Source organism: Aquabacterium soli, assembly GCF_003933735.1.
Lineage (GTDB): Bacteria > Pseudomonadota > Gammaproteobacteria > Burkholderiales > Burkholderiaceae_C > Aquabacterium > Aquabacterium soli.
Window position 1 is genome coordinate 164,860 of record NZ_RSED01000006.1, and the last position, 17,523, is coordinate 182,382.

The 17,523-nt window shown below is 64.6% G+C and carries 13 protein-coding genes and 1 riboswitch; of the genes, 4 read left to right on the forward strand and 9 right to left on the reverse strand.

The window, feature by feature from the left end; translation table 11 throughout:
- Nucleotides 1-133 precede the first annotated feature (133 nt).
- Entirely contained in the window at nucleotides 134-772 is a 639-nt protein-coding gene (locus EIP75_RS09395) for an SRPBCC family protein (RefSeq protein ID WP_125243000.1), read from the forward strand.
- A 23-nt stretch (nucleotides 773-795) separates the two neighbouring features.
- Here the strand turns inward: EIP75_RS09395 and EIP75_RS09400 are convergent, their stop codons facing one another.
- Nucleotides 796-1,809, reverse strand: a complete 1,014-nt coding sequence (locus EIP75_RS09400) for an AraC family transcriptional regulator (protein WP_125243001.1) — start codon at nucleotides 1,807-1,809, stop codon at nucleotides 796-798.
- Nucleotides 1,810-2,278: 469 nt separating this feature from the next.
- Here EIP75_RS09400 and EIP75_RS09405 point away from each other — a divergent pair, with 469 nt between their 5' ends.
- On the forward strand, nucleotides 2,279-4,090 hold the full coding sequence (locus tag EIP75_RS09405) for an Atg14 domain-containing protein (protein ID WP_125243002.1): 1,812 nt from the start codon (nucleotides 2,279-2,281) through the stop codon (nucleotides 4,088-4,090).
- Between the two features lie 30 nt (nucleotides 4,091-4,120).
- Here the strand turns inward: EIP75_RS09405 and EIP75_RS09410 are convergent, their stop codons facing one another.
- The 5 genes from EIP75_RS09410 to EIP75_RS09430 all read right to left on the reverse strand — a co-directional run bounded on the left by EIP75_RS09410 (nucleotide 4,121) and on the right by EIP75_RS09430 (nucleotide 11,197).
- Nucleotides 4,121-6,253 carry a TonB-dependent receptor gene (locus tag EIP75_RS09410; RefSeq protein WP_158622791.1) on the reverse strand — a complete coding sequence of 711 codons (2,133 nt, stop codon included), beginning with the start codon at nucleotides 6,251-6,253 and terminating at the stop codon, nucleotides 4,121-4,123.
- An 8-nt stretch (nucleotides 6,254-6,261) separates the two neighbouring features.
- On the reverse strand, nucleotides 6,262-7,068 hold the full coding sequence (locus tag EIP75_RS24510) for a DUF4465 domain-containing protein (protein ID WP_125243004.1): 807 nt from the start codon (nucleotides 7,066-7,068) through the stop codon (nucleotides 6,262-6,264).
- A gap of 33 nt (nucleotides 7,069-7,101) precedes the next feature.
- Nucleotides 7,102-7,905: a PEP-CTERM sorting domain-containing protein gene (locus EIP75_RS09420; protein ID WP_125243005.1), complete on the reverse strand. Its 804-nt coding sequence runs from the start codon at nucleotides 7,903-7,905 to the stop codon at nucleotides 7,102-7,104.
- Between the two features lie 165 nt (nucleotides 7,906-8,070).
- Nucleotides 8,071-8,327: riboswitch (cobalamin riboswitch) on the reverse strand.
- A 40-nt stretch (nucleotides 8,328-8,367) separates the two neighbouring features.
- Nucleotides 8,368-10,236: an ATP-dependent metallopeptidase FtsH/Yme1/Tma family protein gene (locus EIP75_RS09425; protein ID WP_158622792.1), complete on the reverse strand. Its 1,869-nt coding sequence runs from the start codon at nucleotides 10,234-10,236 to the stop codon at nucleotides 8,368-8,370.
- A 259-nt stretch (nucleotides 10,237-10,495) separates the two neighbouring features.
- The gene (locus tag EIP75_RS09430) at nucleotides 10,496-11,197 is read right to left on the reverse strand and encodes a DUF899 family protein (RefSeq protein ID WP_125243007.1); all 702 of its coding nucleotides are present in this window, start codon (nucleotides 11,195-11,197) and stop codon (nucleotides 10,496-10,498) included.
- 159 nt (nucleotides 11,198-11,356) lie between these two features.
- On the opposite strand from EIP75_RS09430, the gene EIP75_RS09435 reads away from it, so the two are divergent.
- Nucleotides 11,357-12,016 carry an HD-GYP domain-containing protein gene (locus tag EIP75_RS09435; RefSeq protein WP_125243008.1) on the forward strand — a complete coding sequence of 220 codons (660 nt, stop codon included), beginning with the start codon at nucleotides 11,357-11,359 and terminating at the stop codon, nucleotides 12,014-12,016.
- Between the two features lie 8 nt (nucleotides 12,017-12,024).
- Here the strand turns inward: EIP75_RS09435 and EIP75_RS09440 are convergent, their stop codons facing one another.
- Nucleotides 12,025-13,299, reverse strand: a complete 1,275-nt coding sequence (locus tag EIP75_RS09440) for a lytic murein transglycosylase (RefSeq protein ID WP_125243009.1) — start codon at nucleotides 13,297-13,299, stop codon at nucleotides 12,025-12,027.
- A gap of 148 nt (nucleotides 13,300-13,447) precedes the next feature.
- Here EIP75_RS09440 and EIP75_RS09445 point away from each other — a divergent pair, with 148 nt between their 5' ends.
- A complete protein-coding gene (locus EIP75_RS09445; protein ID WP_125243010.1) occupies nucleotides 13,448-14,470 on the forward strand; it encodes an SDR family oxidoreductase in 1,023 nt (340 codons plus the stop codon).
- Between the two features lie 61 nt (nucleotides 14,471-14,531).
- Here EIP75_RS09445 and EIP75_RS09450 read toward each other — a convergent pair whose 3' ends face one another.
- Both EIP75_RS09450 and EIP75_RS09455 read right to left on the reverse strand, forming a co-directional pair.
- Nucleotides 14,532-15,980 (reverse strand): SulP family inorganic anion transporter, encoded by a 1,449-nt coding sequence (locus EIP75_RS09450; RefSeq protein WP_125243011.1) that lies wholly within the window; start codon nucleotides 15,978-15,980, stop codon nucleotides 14,532-14,534.
- A 42-nt stretch (nucleotides 15,981-16,022) separates the two neighbouring features.
- Nucleotides 16,023-17,483 carry a CYTH and CHAD domain-containing protein gene (locus EIP75_RS09455; RefSeq protein WP_125243012.1) on the reverse strand — a complete coding sequence of 487 codons (1,461 nt, stop codon included), beginning with the start codon at nucleotides 17,481-17,483 and terminating at the stop codon, nucleotides 16,023-16,025.
- Between the last annotated feature and the right edge of the window lie 40 nt (nucleotides 17,484-17,523).

Here is a 17,523-nt window from a genome sequence, read left to right on the forward strand (position 1 = left end):
CGGCATCGGTAAGCCCTCGGCGTAGGGCTTCACCGATCCACCCGTCAGGAGAGCCCGGCTGGCACGCCATGTGCCATGTTGGTGCCAAAACGGTTCGTCACATCGCGGACCGTCCAACCTGACGGAGGCTTCCATGAGCAAGAACATCAAGCTGGTCAAGACGCTGGAGACCGACACCCCCATCCAGGAAATCGACGCCCGCTGGGCCCACCTGGCCCTGTACCCGGACATCATGCCCAGCCTGCAGCGCGTGAAGCCGCTGGGCGATCATCACTGGCTCTGGCAACAGGCCGATGGCGACTGGACGGTGGACCATGTTCAGCGCCGCCCTCTGGAAATGGTGCGATGGCATGCTCGGCGCGATGAGGTGGTTTGCCTGGCATCCGTGTTGTTCATCCCGCTCAAGAGCGCAGGGCAGACACGCGTGGTCTATACCTTGAACTATCCCAATGGGATTGGGCCCGATGCCCTGGTGGAAGAGATCGAGGCCGACATGGCCACCACCTTGCGCCGCTCGGCCGGCCTGATCGACCGCCCGGCAGATGAGGAAACCTCTGCGGCCCTGGCCAACGGGCTGGCTCATGCGGATCAAGGCGCGCAGGAGGCCCTGGCCCAAGTGATCGAATCGGGTGAGCTGCTGCAGACCACACTCAGCCAGGCCGCTGACGCCTGGGCTCGCTCGATGACAGACTCCCTCAAGCTGATCAACACAGGCTTGTGGCAAAGCACGCACGAGCGCAGCCCTGATACCAGGGAAGAGCTCAAAGTCTAAGAACGAAGGCAGCTCCGGCCCGGCTACCGATGCACCGCCGTGCGGTCGGTGCGCCAGGTCGATGGTGTCTCGCCTGTCCAGCGCCTGAACGCCCGATGGAAGGTGCTCACCGAGGCAAAGCCCAGTTCATCGGCCACCTGCTTGATCGACAGCACGCCCTCGGCCAGCAGGCGCTCCGCCATCAGGCGCTGGCAATCCTGAGCCAGTTCGATGTGCGAGGTGTTCAGCAAGGCCAAGTGCCGCCTCAGCGTGCGCTCCGTCATGCCGAGGTGCCTGGCCGTTTCAGCCATCGAGGGTTGCCGAGGGAACGCGTCCAGCAACCACTGCCTGACCCGTTCTGCGGTGTCGGATCGGTTCTGCATGGCCGACAGCGCCGATTCAGCACGGGTGCGAGCCGCCATGTAGGACACCGGATCATGGGAAGGCAAGGGTTTGTCCAGCAGACGCGGATCGAAGGTGACACCGCACCCGCTTTGTGAGAAGAACAGTTGCTCACCGAAGGTGGCCGTGTAGCGGTCACGGAGGGTCGGCGGACAAGGATACGGAAAATCGACACGGTGGATGTCACGCCAGTCCGCCCCCGTGAAGCGCAGCATCTGCACGGCGCTCATGGCAGCGAACTCGGTGCGAAAGCGCCCGCTCAGGCCATTGGCCACGATGGGGTGCACCTCCAGGCGCGTCGCTTTGGATGTCTCTGACAGCAACAGTTCGGAGGAAGGCAGCACCAGCGGTGCAAAGCGCTGCACATCCACCAGCGCCTGGCGCAGGCTGGGCGAGCTGATCACCAGCGGAACCATGTGCCCATAGCGCATCAGGGCCAGGCTCTTGCCGGCCACCAGCGCGAACGCCGGATCGCCGGTTTCCTCCATCGCGTAGGCCATCATGCGGTCGAACAGCTCCACCGGCAGCCAGTCGCCATCCTCATCGAGGTCGTCGAGGCCATCGAGGCCACAACGTTGCAGCACGTTGGCCGAACTGTGGCCCTCCACGTCCAGTGTGTAGGCCAGGATCTTGAGGTTCAGGGGTGAAATTCGCATATGCAGCAGCAGATCGTCGTCGGGCGGCACTGGTCACCATGACGCGCGGCAACGCCGACAGTCTGCTGTCTTTACATACCGACAAGAAGCCATCCTGCACAGGAATTACCCTAGGCACAGCACCACCGCACAAGAAAGAGCGCCATGCCCGAAAGACATGGCGCCAAACACGTCGCGAAGTGACACGAGAGAGAAGCAGATGCTAGTGATGCCCGAAGAGGACGACATTTGCATTAACGGCCAATGATTGACACGCCATGGATGAACACGGGTTTGCCCGCGTGGGCCATCCCCAGACAAGCACAGGGATAACCCGCCCGGTCAATCGGCCAACTCAAGCAGGCGCTCTGCACCCTTCGGATCAGGTGGCCACCCCCTTGAACGGGGCAGAACAAGCAGTTCGGAGGGTATCCAGCACTGGGACGGCTGGTCACAATTTCTGATTCCCAGCAGACCAAAGGCCAGCAAGGTGACCACGTACTTCAAGATGATCGGCCAGATCAACACCCGCGCCGACTACGAAAAGATCCTGCGCAAGGCCCTGGCCACGCCTGGCCAGGAGCCCTTCTATTACTTCGACGCCTACCCGTTCGACAAGAAGGAAGCCCCTCTGGTGCTGGTGGGCGACATTGCCAAGAGCCTGATCGGCGACCTGAAGAAGCAGGCACCCAAGGCCCAGTACGGCACAGGCGTGTGCACGGTGACGGCGCAGGACGAGATCATCTTCGAGCGTGAGACCGGCAAGCTCCAGCCCAAGCTGGTGAGCACGGCGCTGAAGCTGTCGGGCATCAAGAGCACGGTCAAGTTCAACGGCGAAGACGAGGAAGACGGTGAAGGGGCCGAGAACGAAGCCGATGAGGGCCAGGCAGGATCACCCGAGGCCAAGTCCGTCGCGCCGCCCATCACGGCCAAGCCATCGGGCGCCACGAGCACGCCGGCCTCAGGGCGCGCCAAGGAGTTTCAGGACAAGCTCAAGATCCTGCGCCCCGCCTTCGACCAGGCGCTCAACAAGGCCCGCTCGCTGAAGAAGGTCACCTGGGCGGAAGACCTGGACGCCAACTTCGCACAAATGGTGCAGGAAGCCAAGGCCGGTCATTTCGACGCGGCCCTGCAGACGCTCGCACGTCTGGCCCGCATGGTCAAAGGCGAAGAAGCGGCCCGTGCCGAGGTCAAGCACCAGACCGACAAGGAGCACCCGGACTACGCCGAGATGCACAAGGCCTCCGTGCGAGAACACGCGAGCAAACAGGAACTCAAGCAGGCGCGCCAGGGCAACAAGGCCTCGGGTTATGGCCTGACCGAAGACGGCAACGTGGCCTATGCCCTGCCACTCAAGCCAGGCGAATGGAAATCAGGGGTCATCGACAAGCTCGATGGCATCCACAAGATACTCAGCAAGGAGCCGGTGGATTTCGACGTCTTGACCCAGGCCCACGAGTCGGTGATTGCCTTGGTGCAACGTGCGCAACAACACTCATTGGAGGGCGGTGACGAGCATGAAGAACGCCAGCAGGCCATCGCAATGGTGATGGACCGGCTTTCGGACCTGCACGAGGAAATCCACAAGATCCAGCACAACGACCCTGCGTTCAAGATCAGGTCCGGACAGGACATCCTCAAGGAGAACGAGAAACTGCGCGAGCTGATCGATGACAAGCTCGCCAGTCCCGGCAATCCCAGGCCCAGTGCGACAGAGGTCGATCGGTTCAAGCAAGGGGCTTCACAGCGCAAAGAACTCAGAATGTCGCGGCTCGATCAGCAGCAATCCGATCTCCACGAGAACGAGAAAAAACTGCTGCAGCTGGCCATGGCGTTGAAGGAAGAAGCGCCTGAGCTGTCCAAGCCGGAAATCGAGCAGCGACGCAGACAGCTGGAGCAGATGAAGGAAGCGCTCAAGTGGAAGAAGTCTGATCTGGTGAGCGCGTACAAGGAGATCACCGAGGGCTACGTATCGATGAGGGAACTCGATCAGTTCCAGAAGGGTGTGCGCGACCCTTCGAGGCTGGCCACGCTGCACCGCCTGACCGACAACACCAAGACCTTGCTCAAGGACGAGCACTTCCAGCAGGCCTTCGATGAATTCGACGACACCCACAATGCACTGGTGATCGCTGGGTTCGGGCAAGACCCGGCAGAGCAGGAGATCCTGCAGTCGATGGGCGACCTTCTCAATTACCTGCTCATCCTGGCTCAGTCCAAGGAAGCCTCTCCCCAGAAGGCGATGAGGCTTGCCAAGCGTGTCAAGGTCGAGGCGGAGAAGGCTGGCAACTTGCTGGGGTGAGCCACAGGCCCCATGCGGGCGGGTGTCGGGTCAGTAGCGCAGGTTCAGCGAGACATACCCCCCCCGGCCTGGCATGGGGTACACCGTCTGCGAGTAGGCCTTGGTCGTGTAGACCTCGTCGAACAGATTGGTGATGCCCGTGCTGAGCTCAAAACCGCCGCGTTCATAACGCACCACGGTGTCCACCACGGTGTATGGATTCAGCGAAGGGGCCGTGTTGGACCAATCGTTGCCATCCATGCGCTTGCTGACGTACCGCGCGCTCGTGGTCCACTGCCACCCCGCACCGGGCTGCCATTGAACGGCTGCGCTGACAGTGTCACTCGGCACCAGCGGCACCCGGGTGTTGATCACCTCGAAGCGCGGCTCCACATGGGCCCACTGGCCCCGCAGCGTCAGCTTGGACAGCACGCGCCAGCGAGCATCCAGCTCCAGCCCACGACGACGGGTGGGCCAATCGTAGTTGCGGTTGCGGTCTTGTGCGAAATGGTCGTCGTACCCCAGGTAGATCTCGTCCGTGATGTTCATCATGAACGCAGTGAGCGTGGCGGAGAAGTCCGGCGTGGGCGTGTAGCGGATGCCGACCTCGCGCGTCTGCCCGCGCTGAGGGCGCAGATCCAGCCCGGCCAGCGTCATTTCATCGAGGTTGGGCTGGCGCACATGCCGGCTGATGCTGGCGAAAGGCTCCCACGCCGGCGACACGCGCCAACTGGCACCCAGTTCGGCACTGCGGTGATTCCAGCGGCGCACCGACTGGGCGCGAACATCGTAATGTGGCGTGCATCCGATCAACACAGGCGGGAGGGTCGGCGTGTATTGGCAACCATCATTGTGACTGAGGTCCTGGTGCAGCACGGCCTTCTGGTCCAGCCGGACGCCGGCATGCAACTTCACACCGCTCACGGGCGACAGCATCAGATCCGCCAGGCCCGCACGGCTGCGCACACGACCCACGATGCGCGGATCAGGCTCATCCAGCCCATTCATGTCCCGGTCATAGCGCCCTCGCCCCCACTCTCCTCCCAAGGTCAGGGCCTGGGGCAGGTCACGCCACATCCACTGCACCTCATAACGCGCCGACATGTCTTCACGACGCGAGTAGATCGCCGTGGTCTTGTCCCGCATCTGCTGCTCGATCGGATCGTCCAGCAAAGGCAGAGGCTCGAACCCCATCAAGAAGGGGTTCTGCCGATCGCGATGGGTGTAGCTCAGCGCCAGGCGTCCCGCCTGCTGCCAATCGAAGATGGCACCCGTGCTGACTTTCCAATCATCGACGGTGCCAAAGTCATACGGTGTTCGGGTGGCGCGGCGATCCGATTCACTGCCATCCAGAACGCTGGCCGGCAAACCAGCCGGGAACCCATTGCGGCTCTTGCTGCGCGAGGCTTTGAGATAGACCTCGCTCAGTCCCATGCTCATGCGGGGGAGCCAACGAAGCTCGCCCCCGACCTGATCTGTGTGCAGAGCACTGTTGTCCCGGTAGCCATCGGTGGTGGCGTGGCCTGCTTGCAGTCGGCCGGCAAACTGACCCAGCCCGCCCTCGAGCGCGGCACGGACGGAGCGCGTCCCGAACGAGCCCATCTTCACGCCCGCATCGGCGCGCGTCTGCCCGGGCTCAGGACGTCGGGTGGTGATGCTGATCACACCGCCCACGGCGCCCGGCCCGTACAACACGCTGCCACCACCACGGATCACCTCGATGCGCGAGATCTGCGACAGGGGTACCGTGGACAGGTCCGCAGCGGAGAGGTCGTTCTCGTTGATCACCTCGCCATCGACCACCACCAGCACGTTGCTGACGGCGGCATCGCCCATGCCCCGGATGTCGATGTTGGCGTAGCGGTCGTTCCCGTAGAAGCTGTGCAGGTTCAGGTTGGCCTCGGTGGCCAGCACCTCGGCCAGGCTGGTGGCCGTTGACCGCCGGATCGCCTCCTCGCCGATGACAGTGACATTGTTGGTCGGTGCGGAGGATGCCGCCCCAGGCCCGTCCACCACGTCACGGTTGGCGGTGACGGTCACGGGCGGCAAGCCCGAGCCATCGGCCGCCTGCGCCATGGCCGGCTGGTCAACCATGGCCAGCACGCAGCAGGTGGCACCAGCCCACGCCAGCGCATGGAACGCGTTGGGGCACATGCCTTTGCCCTGATGTCTGCGCACGGCCATGGTTTTCCTCATGCCAGCTTGCGGCGGCGCAGGGCGGCAGCCATCAGGCCCACGCCTGCCAGCGACAGCCAGGCCGTCGAAGGCTCTGGCACGGCGGCGGCCACGCTCAGGTTGTCCAGCGCGAAGTAGGTGGGCGTGTTGATGCCATAGAGACCCGTGTCAGACGAGTACATCTCGAACTGCAGCGACGACACCGTGCCCAGGCTCGACAAGTTCACCGTCAGCCACTGGTCCAGGATGTAGTCCTGGCTGTTGTCGCCAAACCGGTAGTCGGCGAGGTAGACATCCACCGTGCCGGTGGTGCTGCCGTCGAATGCCTTGCCAATGATGGACACGTAGAAGTAGTCGGCGTCGTTGCCCGAGATGCCACCGAACTTCTTGGCGAAGCTGTCGCCCTGCTGCATGGACAGCGCAGCGTAAGTCGTGTTGGTCAGTGCCACACTGTTCAGCTGCACGGGCGCGGCAAACGTGATCGTGGTGGGCTCTGGCTCATACGACGACACATACGCAATGGCGAAATTGGACGACTGCGCTGCGCCACTGCTGTTGAACACGCTGAACTGGTTCTCATAGCCGGCCGTCGTGGTGTCCGTCTCGTTGGAATAGACCCACTGCGACCAACTGCCATAGTCACTGCTGTAGGCATGGCTGAACGTGGCCGCACCGCTGGTGAAGGTCGTGCTGGCTTGCGGGAAGTAGTGGCTCGACGGGGCCAAGGCCAATTCTTCGAACGTGGAGGTGGTGGCGGCCTGTGCCGACGAGGCGCCCAGGGTCGCGCACAGCGCCAGGCAGGCGCCGATCAAGGTGTGTTGCATGGAATGCTCCGATGTGGATGGAAGGCTGCGGGCTCAGGCCTGCCGGCGGGCACGCAAGGCACCCAGCACGCACAGGCCGAAGGCAAAGCTCAGCCAGGTGGCGGGCTCAGGCACGGCGGGCGTGGTGGTGAACTGCGCGAAATGGACCACGCCCACGGCGTCCAGGTCGAAGCCGGCGCTGCCAGTCGTCGGGTACGGGTCATAGATGATGTTGCCGGCGCTGTCGCGCGCGCTGCCGTTGCCCACGATGTCCACGATGCGGACGTACTGCACCTTGTCGATGTCCAGCCCGGCTGTGCCGGCCAGCAGGCCCAGATCGAAGCCCGTGCCGAAGCCTTGACGGTACTTGCCGGCCAGGCCGTCGATGTTGGTCGTGTCGACCGAGCCGAAGCCGCCCACCGCCTTGGTGGTGAGCGAGTAGTTCGGGAAGCGGAAGAAGTTGGCGCCATCGGACGACACCTCCACCCAGCCCAGCTCCAGGAAGGTGTCGCTGAAGCTGTTCTCGAACACCGCGAAGTCGGCGCCCGCGCCGTTGGTGATGTAGCCGCCGAACGTCAGCGTGATGCTGCCGTTGTCGCCCAGCACGACCACATCGTAGGAATCGCCCACGGCCTTGCCCAGGGCCTTCTCAGGCGTCTTCCAAGTGGCGTCCACACCGGTGCCGGGCAGGTAGTTCTGGTAACCGGTGGCCCACTGGACGATGCTCGCGTCGTCCTTGCTGATGGCGGTGCTGCCTGGCTTGCCGGCGGCCGGCGCGAAGGGGCCAGCGTGGGCGGCACCGGCGGCCAGGGCCAGGGCGGCCAGCGCCAGGGTGCGGAAAGAAGAAGTGTGTCGCATGCGAATCTCCCAATGCCCGGGCCATTCCCGCCACGGGCTTGAGTTGAAGATCCGACGTCACGGAACAGACAGGCATGCGCGGCACAGCGCACCACCAGGGCGAGACAAGAATGCCCCGCGCCTGGCCATGCGCCATGCTCTCCGCCCGCCGCCCACCGCAGCCATCGGGATGTGTTGCGGCAGGCCGGTCTCCGGGCTTGCGAGTGCGCCATGATGACGCGGGCGGTCCGCCTTCCCGTGCGTGCTGCACAGTGGCTACCCCTGAGGGTGTGGACCGCCTTGACTCGCCTACCGTTGCGGGGGCAGCGCCGGCTTGGCAGAGCGCCTGTCCGTCAAATCGGACAGGGTCTGCGCACCGGCTTCCCGTTTCACCCTTGCCAGCCCGTGAAGGCTTCAAGGACACCTGAAGCGGGCGCGATTCTAATCGCTGTGCAAAAGTTCACAAACACCCGGGTTGGGCGTTCATGCAGCCTTGCGCTCCAGCAAGGCTTCCAGGCCATGGCCCGAAATCGTCTCGTCGCGCAGCAGACTGTCCGTCATCGCATGCAGCACATGCGCCTGCGCCTCCAGCGCCGCACGGCAGGCAGCCTGCGCCCCTTCCAGCAGGGCCTTGGCCTCGGCCAGGACACGGTCCTGGATGTGCGGGCCCACCAGTCTGTCGGGCACGCCCTTGATGCTCAGCAGGCCGAACTCCTTGCTCAGGCCCAGGCTGCTGACCATGTCGATGGCCAGCTCGGACGCGCGCTTGAGGTCGTCCGATGCGCCGGATGTGGTGTTGCCAAACACGAACAATTCCGCCTCACGGCCCGCCAGCAGCATGCCCAGGCGGCCATGCAGCTCCTGTTCGCCATAAAGCGGCAGTTCGTTGACACGTGTCACGAAGGTCACGCCAAGGGCCTGGCCGCGCGGCTCGATGGTCACGCGTTCAACCACGCCGGCCTTCAGCGCGTGTGCCACGATGGCGTGGCCGCTCTCGTGCACGGCGATGCGGTGTCGGTCTTCGGGCGTCATCAGGTCCTTCATGCCGGACACCTCGCCGCCCATCTGGTGCGACTCCAGCGCGCGATGCAGATGCGCCTGCCCCACGGACTCTGCGTTCTGCTCCGCGGCCAGCACCGTGGCCCGGTTGACCACGTTGGTGATGTCCGCATGCGACAGCGTGCTGCTGGCGCGGGCCAGGGCCTCGCTGTCGACGGCGGGATCGGCCTTGACACGGCCCAGGCACAGATCGAACAGCGCACGGCGATCGCCCAAGGTGGGCAAGGTCATGCGGGCCACCAGGTCGAAACGGCCAGGGCGTCGCAGCGCCTCATCGATGTTGCCGACGTGGTTGGTGGCACCAATCACGATCACGTTGTCCATCGCGGAAAAGCCGTCCATCTCCACCAGCAGCTTGTTGATGATGCGGTTCTCTTCCGAGACACCGCCGCCGTTGGGCTTGCCCGCCCCGTTGGAGCGCTGGCCGATGCCATCGAACTCGTCGATGAAGACGATGCAGGGCGCGTTCTTGCGGGCGGTGGCGAACAGCTCGCGCACCTTGGCAATGCCGGCACCGTAGAACATGCTGGAGAAGTGCGAGCCGTCGACCGCGATGAAGTTGGCGCCGCATTCACCCGCCAGCGCCCGGGCCAGCAAGGTCTTGCCGGTGCCGGGCGGGCCTTCGAGCAGCACGCCCCGGGGCGGCTTGGCACCGAGGGCCAGGTACTTGTCGGGAGATTTCATGAAGGCGGTGACCTGCTGCAAGGCAGCCTTGGCCTCCATCGCACCGATCACCTCGTCGAAACCTGCTTCGGGCTTTTCTGCCAGTTGGGTCTTGCTGCCGGTCAGGCCACCGCCCTGGCGCACCAGGTAGAAGGCCAGGAAAGCCGTGATCGCCACGGAGGCAACGGCCAGCACGCGCTGCATCACCACGCCCAGGCTGTCAGTGATGCGCATGCCCAGCTCGCGTTCGTCGATGCTGATCGGCGTGAGATCAAAGCCCTTGTCGCGGCTGAGCGATTCAAGCCGGCTGCCCAGGCCGTCAGAGCCTGCGAGCAGGCGCGTGCTGAAGCGCTCGCCAGAGCGGGTGGTGACCAGTGCGCGCGCGCCATCCACCCCCACCTCGCGCACGCGGCCTTCCATGATCGCGCGCTCGAAAGCCGACACGTTCATGGGTTTCTGCAGCCAGGGTTGCGGATCGGCTTCGAAGCGGGCAGCCAGTTCGGTGCGCCCCGCCGTGCTGCGCTGGCTGGACATCAGGTCCGCGGCCACCAGTGCGGCAATGCTGCCAAGGATGATCAGAACGATGCTGGCGATCTGCAGCCAGCGGGGCCAGGTCTTGAAGCGCTTCATGTCAGGCGGAGGCAAAAGGAAAGGCGGCAAAGAGCGCGCGATGCAACCGATATGAAACCGCATTTCGCGCGATGAGAGCGCCTCGATCAATGCCGGACAGCCATGGCAATTCCAGACGCTGCCCGCTTATCGGCAGTTCAGCGGCATGGCGCCAGCCATCTTGCGGTGTGGGCCGCGCACAAATTCACGCTGAGGGCATGCGCGCGGCATATCCTCAAACCCTGCGTGGGAATGGGCGTGCCCAGACGCTGCCCGTACCTCAGTACTGCAGCTTGGGATACCAGTCCGTGCCTCGGCCCTCCGGGGTCAGGTCGAGAATCGACCACAGTGACGCGATGTCAGGCGCATCGCGCGGATCCTGCCCAGGATCGGCCATCTCCTTGGTCATCTCACTGGCCCAAAACAGCCGCACCTGATCGCCATCGCGCTTGAAAACGACCAAGGCCGGGTATTCGCTGCCATCAGGCATCAGGATGCCCAGGTCCCTGGCGTAGTCATCCCCCACCGTCTGGATGAAATTCAGATCGCGCCACCCTCGTTGCTGGGCAAAGGCGTACTGACGTTCCACACTCGATCGCCCCAGGATCTTCAGCGCCACGCGCTGCTTGATGTCTGCTGCATTGCCCTCGACCGAACCCAGCCAGTTGGTGCACATGGGGCAAGGCCTCTCGCGCTGGGGGCCGTACATCCAGAAGTACGTCACCAGGGTGTCCTTGTCGCCGAAGAGGTCGATCAGGCCCACGTCGAAGCCCTGCTCGTCCATGAAACGGTAGTTCTTGATGATCACAGGTCCGGGGGGCAACGCCCTTCGCTGCTCGACCAGGCGTGTCGCGTGCCGGCGGAATTCGATCTCCTCGGCCAGCAGGGCCCGGCGGGCGTGCTCATAGTCTGCAGAGGCGCCTGGGAAAGGGGTCTTCGCCTTGGTGGCCAATTGCGAGGCGGAAGGCAGGGAGGTGCTCATGTTCGTGCTCCTGGCAGGGGGCAGAGCCCACGATGTGGAACCAACGGCTTTTTTGAGCCTATCAGAAGGCCTTTTGGGCGCCATCTTCATGGTCTCTCTTGCCGTGCGCTGCAGGATGGGTACATTGCATGAACAGGAAGACAAAATCGGGAGACTTGCATGCACGTGAACAGCCCCGGCCTGGCAGCCCGCTGGAGCGGGACCCAGGCTCTGACCGGCATCTCACCCGAAGAGCTGGCCCGAGAAACCGCTGCGGTCATGCGGGCCCTTGAAGAACGCAACGACCACACTGCGGCCCACTGCACCCGAACCTGCGCCCTGGCCCGGGCCATCGGGCACTCGCTGGGTTTGCTGTCGGATGAACTCCGGGTGCTCGAACTGGCAGCCATGCTGCACGACGTCGGCAAGATCGGCATCCCCGATCGCATCCTGCTCAAACCGGGGCGCCTGGATGCCGAAGAGCTTCGCGTGATGCGAACACACCCATGCCGCGGTTACGAGATCCTCAGCGCAGTCCCGGATGCCCAGATCAACGCGGTGGCTGCCGTGGCCTTGTGCCACCATGAAGCAGTCGATGGCAGTGGCTACCCCAATGGACTGTCAGGCGACGCCATCCCGGACCTGGCCCGGATCGTCGCGGTGGCCGATGCCTATGACGCCATTGCCGCGGCGCGCCCTTACCACCAGCCCAGAACGCATGCGCAGGTCATGCGCATCCTGATGGATGAGAACGGGCACCAATACGACGTCGAGGTCCTGAGCAAATTCGTCAGGATCATCGAATCCAGCGCGCACCGAGCGCCAGACCAGGCACCCTGAGCCTGCCGTCAGGGCGATTGCAGGGCAAGCCTCAGCAGCTCTTCGGTGGCAAAGCCATCCGCAGGCAGACCCTCGCTGCGCTGGAAATCCCGCAGCGCCTTGCGCGTGGCAGGGCCCAACTGACCATCCGGCGCTCCGCTGTCGAAGCCACGCTGGTTCAGCGCCCTCTGCAAGGCCAGCACCTCGCCGCGGTTCAGCGCGCGCAAGTCTCGCGGCCAGGCAGCTTGCACGCCCGGGCCACCCGCGATGCGCTGCGACAGCAGGCCCACGGTGAGCGCGTAGCTCATCGAGTTGTTGTACCGAAGGATGGCGCGGTAGTTCCGCCCCACCAGGAAGGCCGGGCCTCGCGCACCCGCCGGCTGCAGGATCATCGCGTCGCCCATGCTGGGCAATGGTGAGCCGTCCAAGGTGCGCACACCCTCCAGCGCCCACTGCTCGGCGTTCTGGCGCACTGACACATCAGCGCGGGCCGGGTCAAAGCCAGGCGGCAGCTGCACTTCGAGGCCCCACGGCTCATCGGCGCGCCACCCAGAGCGGGCCAGGAAGTTGGCGGTGGAGGCCAGCACATCGGGCATGCTGCCCCAGATGTCGCGGCGCCCGTCACCATCGGCATCAACGGCATACGCCAGGTACGAGGTGGGCATGAACTGCGTCTGCCCCATGGCTCCTGCCCAGGAGCCCACCATGCGCTGGTGCTCGATGTCACCGCGCTGCACGATCTTGAGGGCCGCCATCAGTTCGGTGCGCGCCCAGGCCTCGCGCCGCCCTTCGAAACCCAGGGTGGCCAGTGCATCGAACACCGGCACATCGCCATAGTTGCCACCGAAGTTGCTCTCGATGCCCCAGACCGCCATCAGCACTGGCCCTGGCAGACCATAACGGGTCGTGACGGCATCGGCCTGCGACTGCAGCTCGGCGAGCTTTTGCTGCCCTGTGGCCACGCGGCGGTCCGACACCACACCTTCCAGGTAGTCCCAGAAGCTGCGGGTGAACTCGGGCTGGGCGCGGTCGGCCACCACCGCGCGGTGGTACGGCCGCACCCCATCGAGGGCTTTGGTCAAGGTGGCGTCATCAATGCCGCCCGCTCGGGCGGTCTCCCGAAAACCCGCCAACCACTGGGCAAAACGTTCATCGGTGGCCTTGGCCGCGCTGGCCTGTGCCGTGGAAGGCATGGCAGCAGGGGAAGAGGCGCGAGGTGTGGAGGAAGGACCCGATGCACAACCCGACAAGATCAGCATCGCCATCGCAGCAGGCTTGAACAGGTGGCGGCTTCCAGATGACATCAAAACTCCTTGCACACAGGCGGTTGCGGCAAATCCTACAGGAATCCCCCCGCGGGCCCGCAGGCCAGCCCGGATGACCGCAGGCTTGATCAGGCACACCACCTGCTGCTGGCAGTGAAACGATCCATGCATCAGAAAGGAGCCCCGCATGCCCACGACCGCAGACTCCAAGATCACCCCACGCGCCGCCGAGGAGGCAGCCGACAGGACTGCTGAAAAACACCGCCGCATCCAGCATGAACAAGACCGCGCGGACGAAGCGCGTCAGCCATCAGGCAACGAGTCGAAACACAAGCCGGGGGTACAAGCCGGTTCGCGCTTCCAGCCCACGGATCTGCCTGCACAGCACCAGGCCAAACCAGGCAACGAGCAGGAGCTGGCTTTGGAGCCTCAGTACCAGGCACCCGACTACCTGGGAAGTGAGAAATTGAAAGGCATGACGGCCGTGATCACGGGCGGCGATTCCGGCATCGGCCGGGCCGTGGCCGTTTTGTTCGCCCGCGAAGGGGCGGATGTGGCCATTGTCTACCTCAACGAACACCAGGACGCTCAGGACACCCAACGTGCGGTCGAGGCGGAAGGCCGCCGCTGCGTGTTGATCCCCGGCGACGTGAAGGATTCAGCCTTCTGCAAGCAGGCCATCGACCAATCGGTCAAGGCCTTCGGCAAGCTGGACATCCTCGTCAACAACGCCGCCTTCCAGGAGCATGCTGCTTCGCTGGAAGACCTGACGGATGAGCGCCTGGACGAGACCTTCCGCACCAACATCCTGGGCTACATGTACATGGCACGTGCCGCCCTGCCCCACTTGCGCCAAGGCAGCAGCATCATCAACACGGGCTCGGTGGTCGGCCTGCGGGGCAGTCCCCAGTTGCTGGATTACTCGACCACGAAGGGCGCCATCCATGCGTTCACCAAGTCGCTGGCGCAAAGCGTGATCGACAAGGGCATCCGGGTGAACGCCGTGGCACCGGGCCCGGTGTGGACCCCGCTGAACCCCGCCGACTCACCGGCCGACAAGGTGAAGGAGTTCGGCAAGGGCACGGACATGAAACGTGCCGCCCAGCCCGAAGAGCTGTCTCCAGCCTATGTGTTCCTCGCGGCCCCGGTATGCTCGGGCTACATCACCGGGATTGTTCTGCCTGTGACGGGAAGCGTGGGGGCGATTTAAGCGCGGTACCTGCCCCATCGATCGGTTGCGTCCCATGCCTCTGGACCGCTACCGACGGCCGTCAGGCCCCATGCGAGAGGCCCGCACGCCTGAGCAGTTGCTTGCAGCGGTCTGACAGGTGCACCACGCGCAGGTGCTTGCCGGCCTTGGCGTAACGGTCTCGCAGCGTGGTGAGCGCCTCGATGGCCGAATAGTCTACAAAGCTCAGGTGGCGGCAATCCAGCGTCACCTGTGGTGGATCACCCGCCGCGTCGAACAGGCCCAGGAAGGGCTTGACTGACGCGAAGAACAGGGTGCCATGCACCTGGTAGAGCTTGCTGCCATCAGGCTCGGCATGCTGATCAGCGTACAGCTCGCGGGCATGTTGCCAGGCAAAGTTCAGCGCAGCGATCACCACCCCGCAGAGCACGGCCATGGCCAGATCGGTGAACACAGTGATCACCGTCACGGCCACGATCACCAGCACATCGCTGCGCGGCACCTTGTTGAACACCCTCAGGGATCCCCAGGCGAAGGTCTGCTGCGCCACCACGAACATCACGCCCACCAGGGCGGCCAATGGGATCTTCTCGATCCAGGGCGACAGGAACAGCACGAACAGCAGAATCATCACTCCCGCCACCACGCCTGACAGGCGGCCACGTCCGCCGGAATTGAGGTTGATCACGGTCTGCCCGATCATGGCGCAGCCGCCCATGCCGCCAGCCAGGCCCGACGCGACATTGGCCACGCCCAGCGCCACGCACTCGCGGTTCGTGCGACCACGGCTCTGGGTGATCTCGTCGGTGAGGTTCAGGGTGAGCAGTGTTTCCAGCAAGCCTACCAGCGCCATCAACACCGCGTAAGGCGCGATGATGCGCAGCGTGTCGAGTGTCCAGGGCACGTTGGGCAACCCCAGGCTGGGCAGGCCACCAGCGATGTGCGCCATGTCGCCCAGGGTGCGGGTGGGCAGATCGAGCACGTTGGCCAGCAGGCCCACGCCCAGGATCGCGACCAGTGCAGGCGGCACGCTGCGCGTAAAGCGAGGCAGCAGGTAGGCCGTGGCCATGGTCAAGGCGACCAGGCCCAGCATCAGCCACAGGGGTGGTCCCTCCAACCAGTGTTCTCCCACCTTGAAATGTTCGAGCTGGGCCAGGGCGATGATGATGGCCAGCCCGTTGACGAAGCCCAGCATCACCGGGTGCGGCACCATGCGCACCAGCTTGCCCAGGCGCAAGGCGCCGAACAGGATCATGAGGACGCCGGCCAGCAGCACCGTGGCCAGCAGGTATGGCGCACCGTGCTGAACCACCAGCGCCACGATCACCACGGCCATCGAGCCGGCTGCGCCAGAGATCATGCCGGGACGCCCTCCCAGCAGGGCGGTCAGCGTGCAGATGATGAAGGCCCCATACAGGCCCATCAGCGGGTTGAGCTGAGCCACCAGCGCGAACGCGATGCATTCGGGCACCAGGGCGAAGGACGTGGTCAGGCCGGCCAGGACTTCGGCGCGGTATCGGGTGAGGTTCATGACCCGTATTGTTCTATGCCTTGATGCAGGCAGCCGGCAGCATCACCAGAAATGGGCTGCGCCCTGGATCTCCTTGATGGCCTTCTTGCATTGCGCGGCCGATTGCGCCTGGGTGGCCGTCAGCCAACCCACACCAAACCAGGCGCGCCCATCCTTGCTGGCCGTGTCGCGGAACCCCTGCAGGGCCACCGCTTCGTCGTTGTGCTGACCCAGCACATCCTGCGCTGGGCGAAGGTGTTGCAGATAGCGCTCGACCGCCCGCTTGCTGAACAGGGGTTGCGCCAGCTCGGTGATGTAACGCAGCCGCTTCAGGCGTTTGCGTACCCTGTGCTGCCGTTCAACGTCAAGCTCGGGGAAGCGTCTTCCATCATCGACCACCTTGCGGTGCAAGGCGCCGATGCGCTTGCGCAGCAGCCTGCGCGCTTCACCGGACGCGCCCCGCCCTTCTTCGAGCGAAAAGGCCAGCAGATCGAGCAACACACCCTGGAAGGCGGCATCGCGAACAGCCACCTGGGGCAGCGGCACATCACCGACCGATGTGCGCGGCGCCACCAAGGGGGCGCCCACCGCCGCCAGACGGGGCTCCACGGCCTTGCGCACCTCTTCCTGATCCCGGTAGGCGCCCAGTTCCCTGAACACCTTGCGCAGCACGGGTTCCCAATCCTGCTGGCGGCCTTCGAGCCCTGCCGCCGCTTCCTTCAACACCGTCCTCAGCCTGCGAATGCCCACGCGAAGCTGGTGGACGTGGTCGGCGTCGTCATGGCCCGCCGCCACATGGCTGGCGTTGGGCATGATCTGCGCCAGGCAGTTGTTGATCATGGCGCGGAACTGCTGGCCGGAGTTCGCGCCTGGCTTGAAGTGAACCGGCGTGGCCTTGTCCGCAGGCGCCCCCTGCGCCTGGGCCAGCGCCGCGCCTCTGGTCGACTTGCTCAAGGTGCTGAGCCACAGGCCATGGGTCTGGACCAGGCGATTGGCCAGGGCAAACATCTCACGGACAGAAGCCCCCTCCTTGAGTTCCAGTTCGAGCTCGCAAACCGGAATACGGCGCCCGCCGGATTCGATGTGCCCCAGATCGAAAGCCGCTTCGACCACTTCGTCACCCAGTTCCAGCGTCATGGCATGACGCGTGACACAGGTGCGGTGGCGCTCCTCGAGCCGGGCCATGTCCCCGGCACCACCCAGGGCTTCACGCCAGGCCTTGGTCACGGACTTGTCCCTGTGTCTGGACAAATCAGGACGGGTCAGTCCGCCTTTGCTCTCCAAGGCCACGTTGTGTTCAAACCTCCGGGCCGGGCTGTCGGCGGCGGCTTTCAGGGTCTGGACCCAGGCCCCGCCCTCCCGCCGAATGCGCAGCGACAGTCCCGCATGGCCGAGCTTGTCATCCGGGGTGTCGAAGTAGCGTGCTTCGAGTTCGACGCTGGGGGCTGTGTCGAGCTGCAAGGACTTCATCACGCGCTGGCGCTTCCTGGCCGGCACGATGAGCTTGAGTTCCAGTTCTTTCACGGTGCACTCCTTCAGTGATGCTTTCCGTGAGCAAGGGGCC

What these genes read in the sequence shown, in the direction of transcription:
- EIP75_RS09425 (WP_158622792.1), bottom strand. Translation starts at nt 10,236, where the DNA reads ATGAAGCGCTTCAAGACCTGGCCCCGCTGGCTGCAGATCGCCAGCATC.
- EIP75_RS09420 (WP_125243005.1), bottom strand. Translation starts at nt 7,905, where the DNA reads ATGCGACACACTTCTTCTTTCCGCACCCTGGCGCTGGCCGCCCTGGCC.
- EIP75_RS09430 (WP_125243007.1), bottom strand. Translation starts at nt 11,197, where the DNA reads ATGAGCACCTCCCTGCCTTCCGCCTCGCAATTGGCCACCAAGGCGAAG.
- EIP75_RS09410 (WP_158622791.1), bottom strand. Translation starts at nt 6,253, where the DNA reads ATGGCCGTGCGCAGACATCAGGGCAAAGGCATGTGCCCCAACGCGTTC.
- EIP75_RS09450 (WP_125243011.1), bottom strand. Translation starts at nt 15,980, where the DNA reads ATGAACCTCACCCGATACCGCGCCGAAGTCCTGGCCGGCCTGACCACG.
- EIP75_RS09395 (WP_125243000.1), top strand. Translation starts at nt 134, where the DNA reads ATGAGCAAGAACATCAAGCTGGTCAAGACGCTGGAGACCGACACCCCC.
- EIP75_RS09400 (WP_125243001.1), bottom strand. Translation starts at nt 1,809, where the DNA reads ATGCGAATTTCACCCCTGAACCTCAAGATCCTGGCCTACACACTGGAC.
- EIP75_RS09440 (WP_125243009.1), bottom strand. Translation starts at nt 13,299, where the DNA reads ATGTCATCTGGAAGCCGCCACCTGTTCAAGCCTGCTGCGATGGCGATG.
- EIP75_RS09435 (WP_125243008.1), top strand. Translation starts at nt 11,357, where the DNA reads ATGCACGTGAACAGCCCCGGCCTGGCAGCCCGCTGGAGCGGGACCCAG.
- EIP75_RS24510 (WP_125243004.1), bottom strand. Translation starts at nt 7,068, where the DNA reads ATGCAACACACCTTGATCGGCGCCTGCCTGGCGCTGTGCGCGACCCTG.
- EIP75_RS09445 (WP_125243010.1), top strand. Translation starts at nt 13,448, where the DNA reads ATGCCCACGACCGCAGACTCCAAGATCACCCCACGCGCCGCCGAGGAG.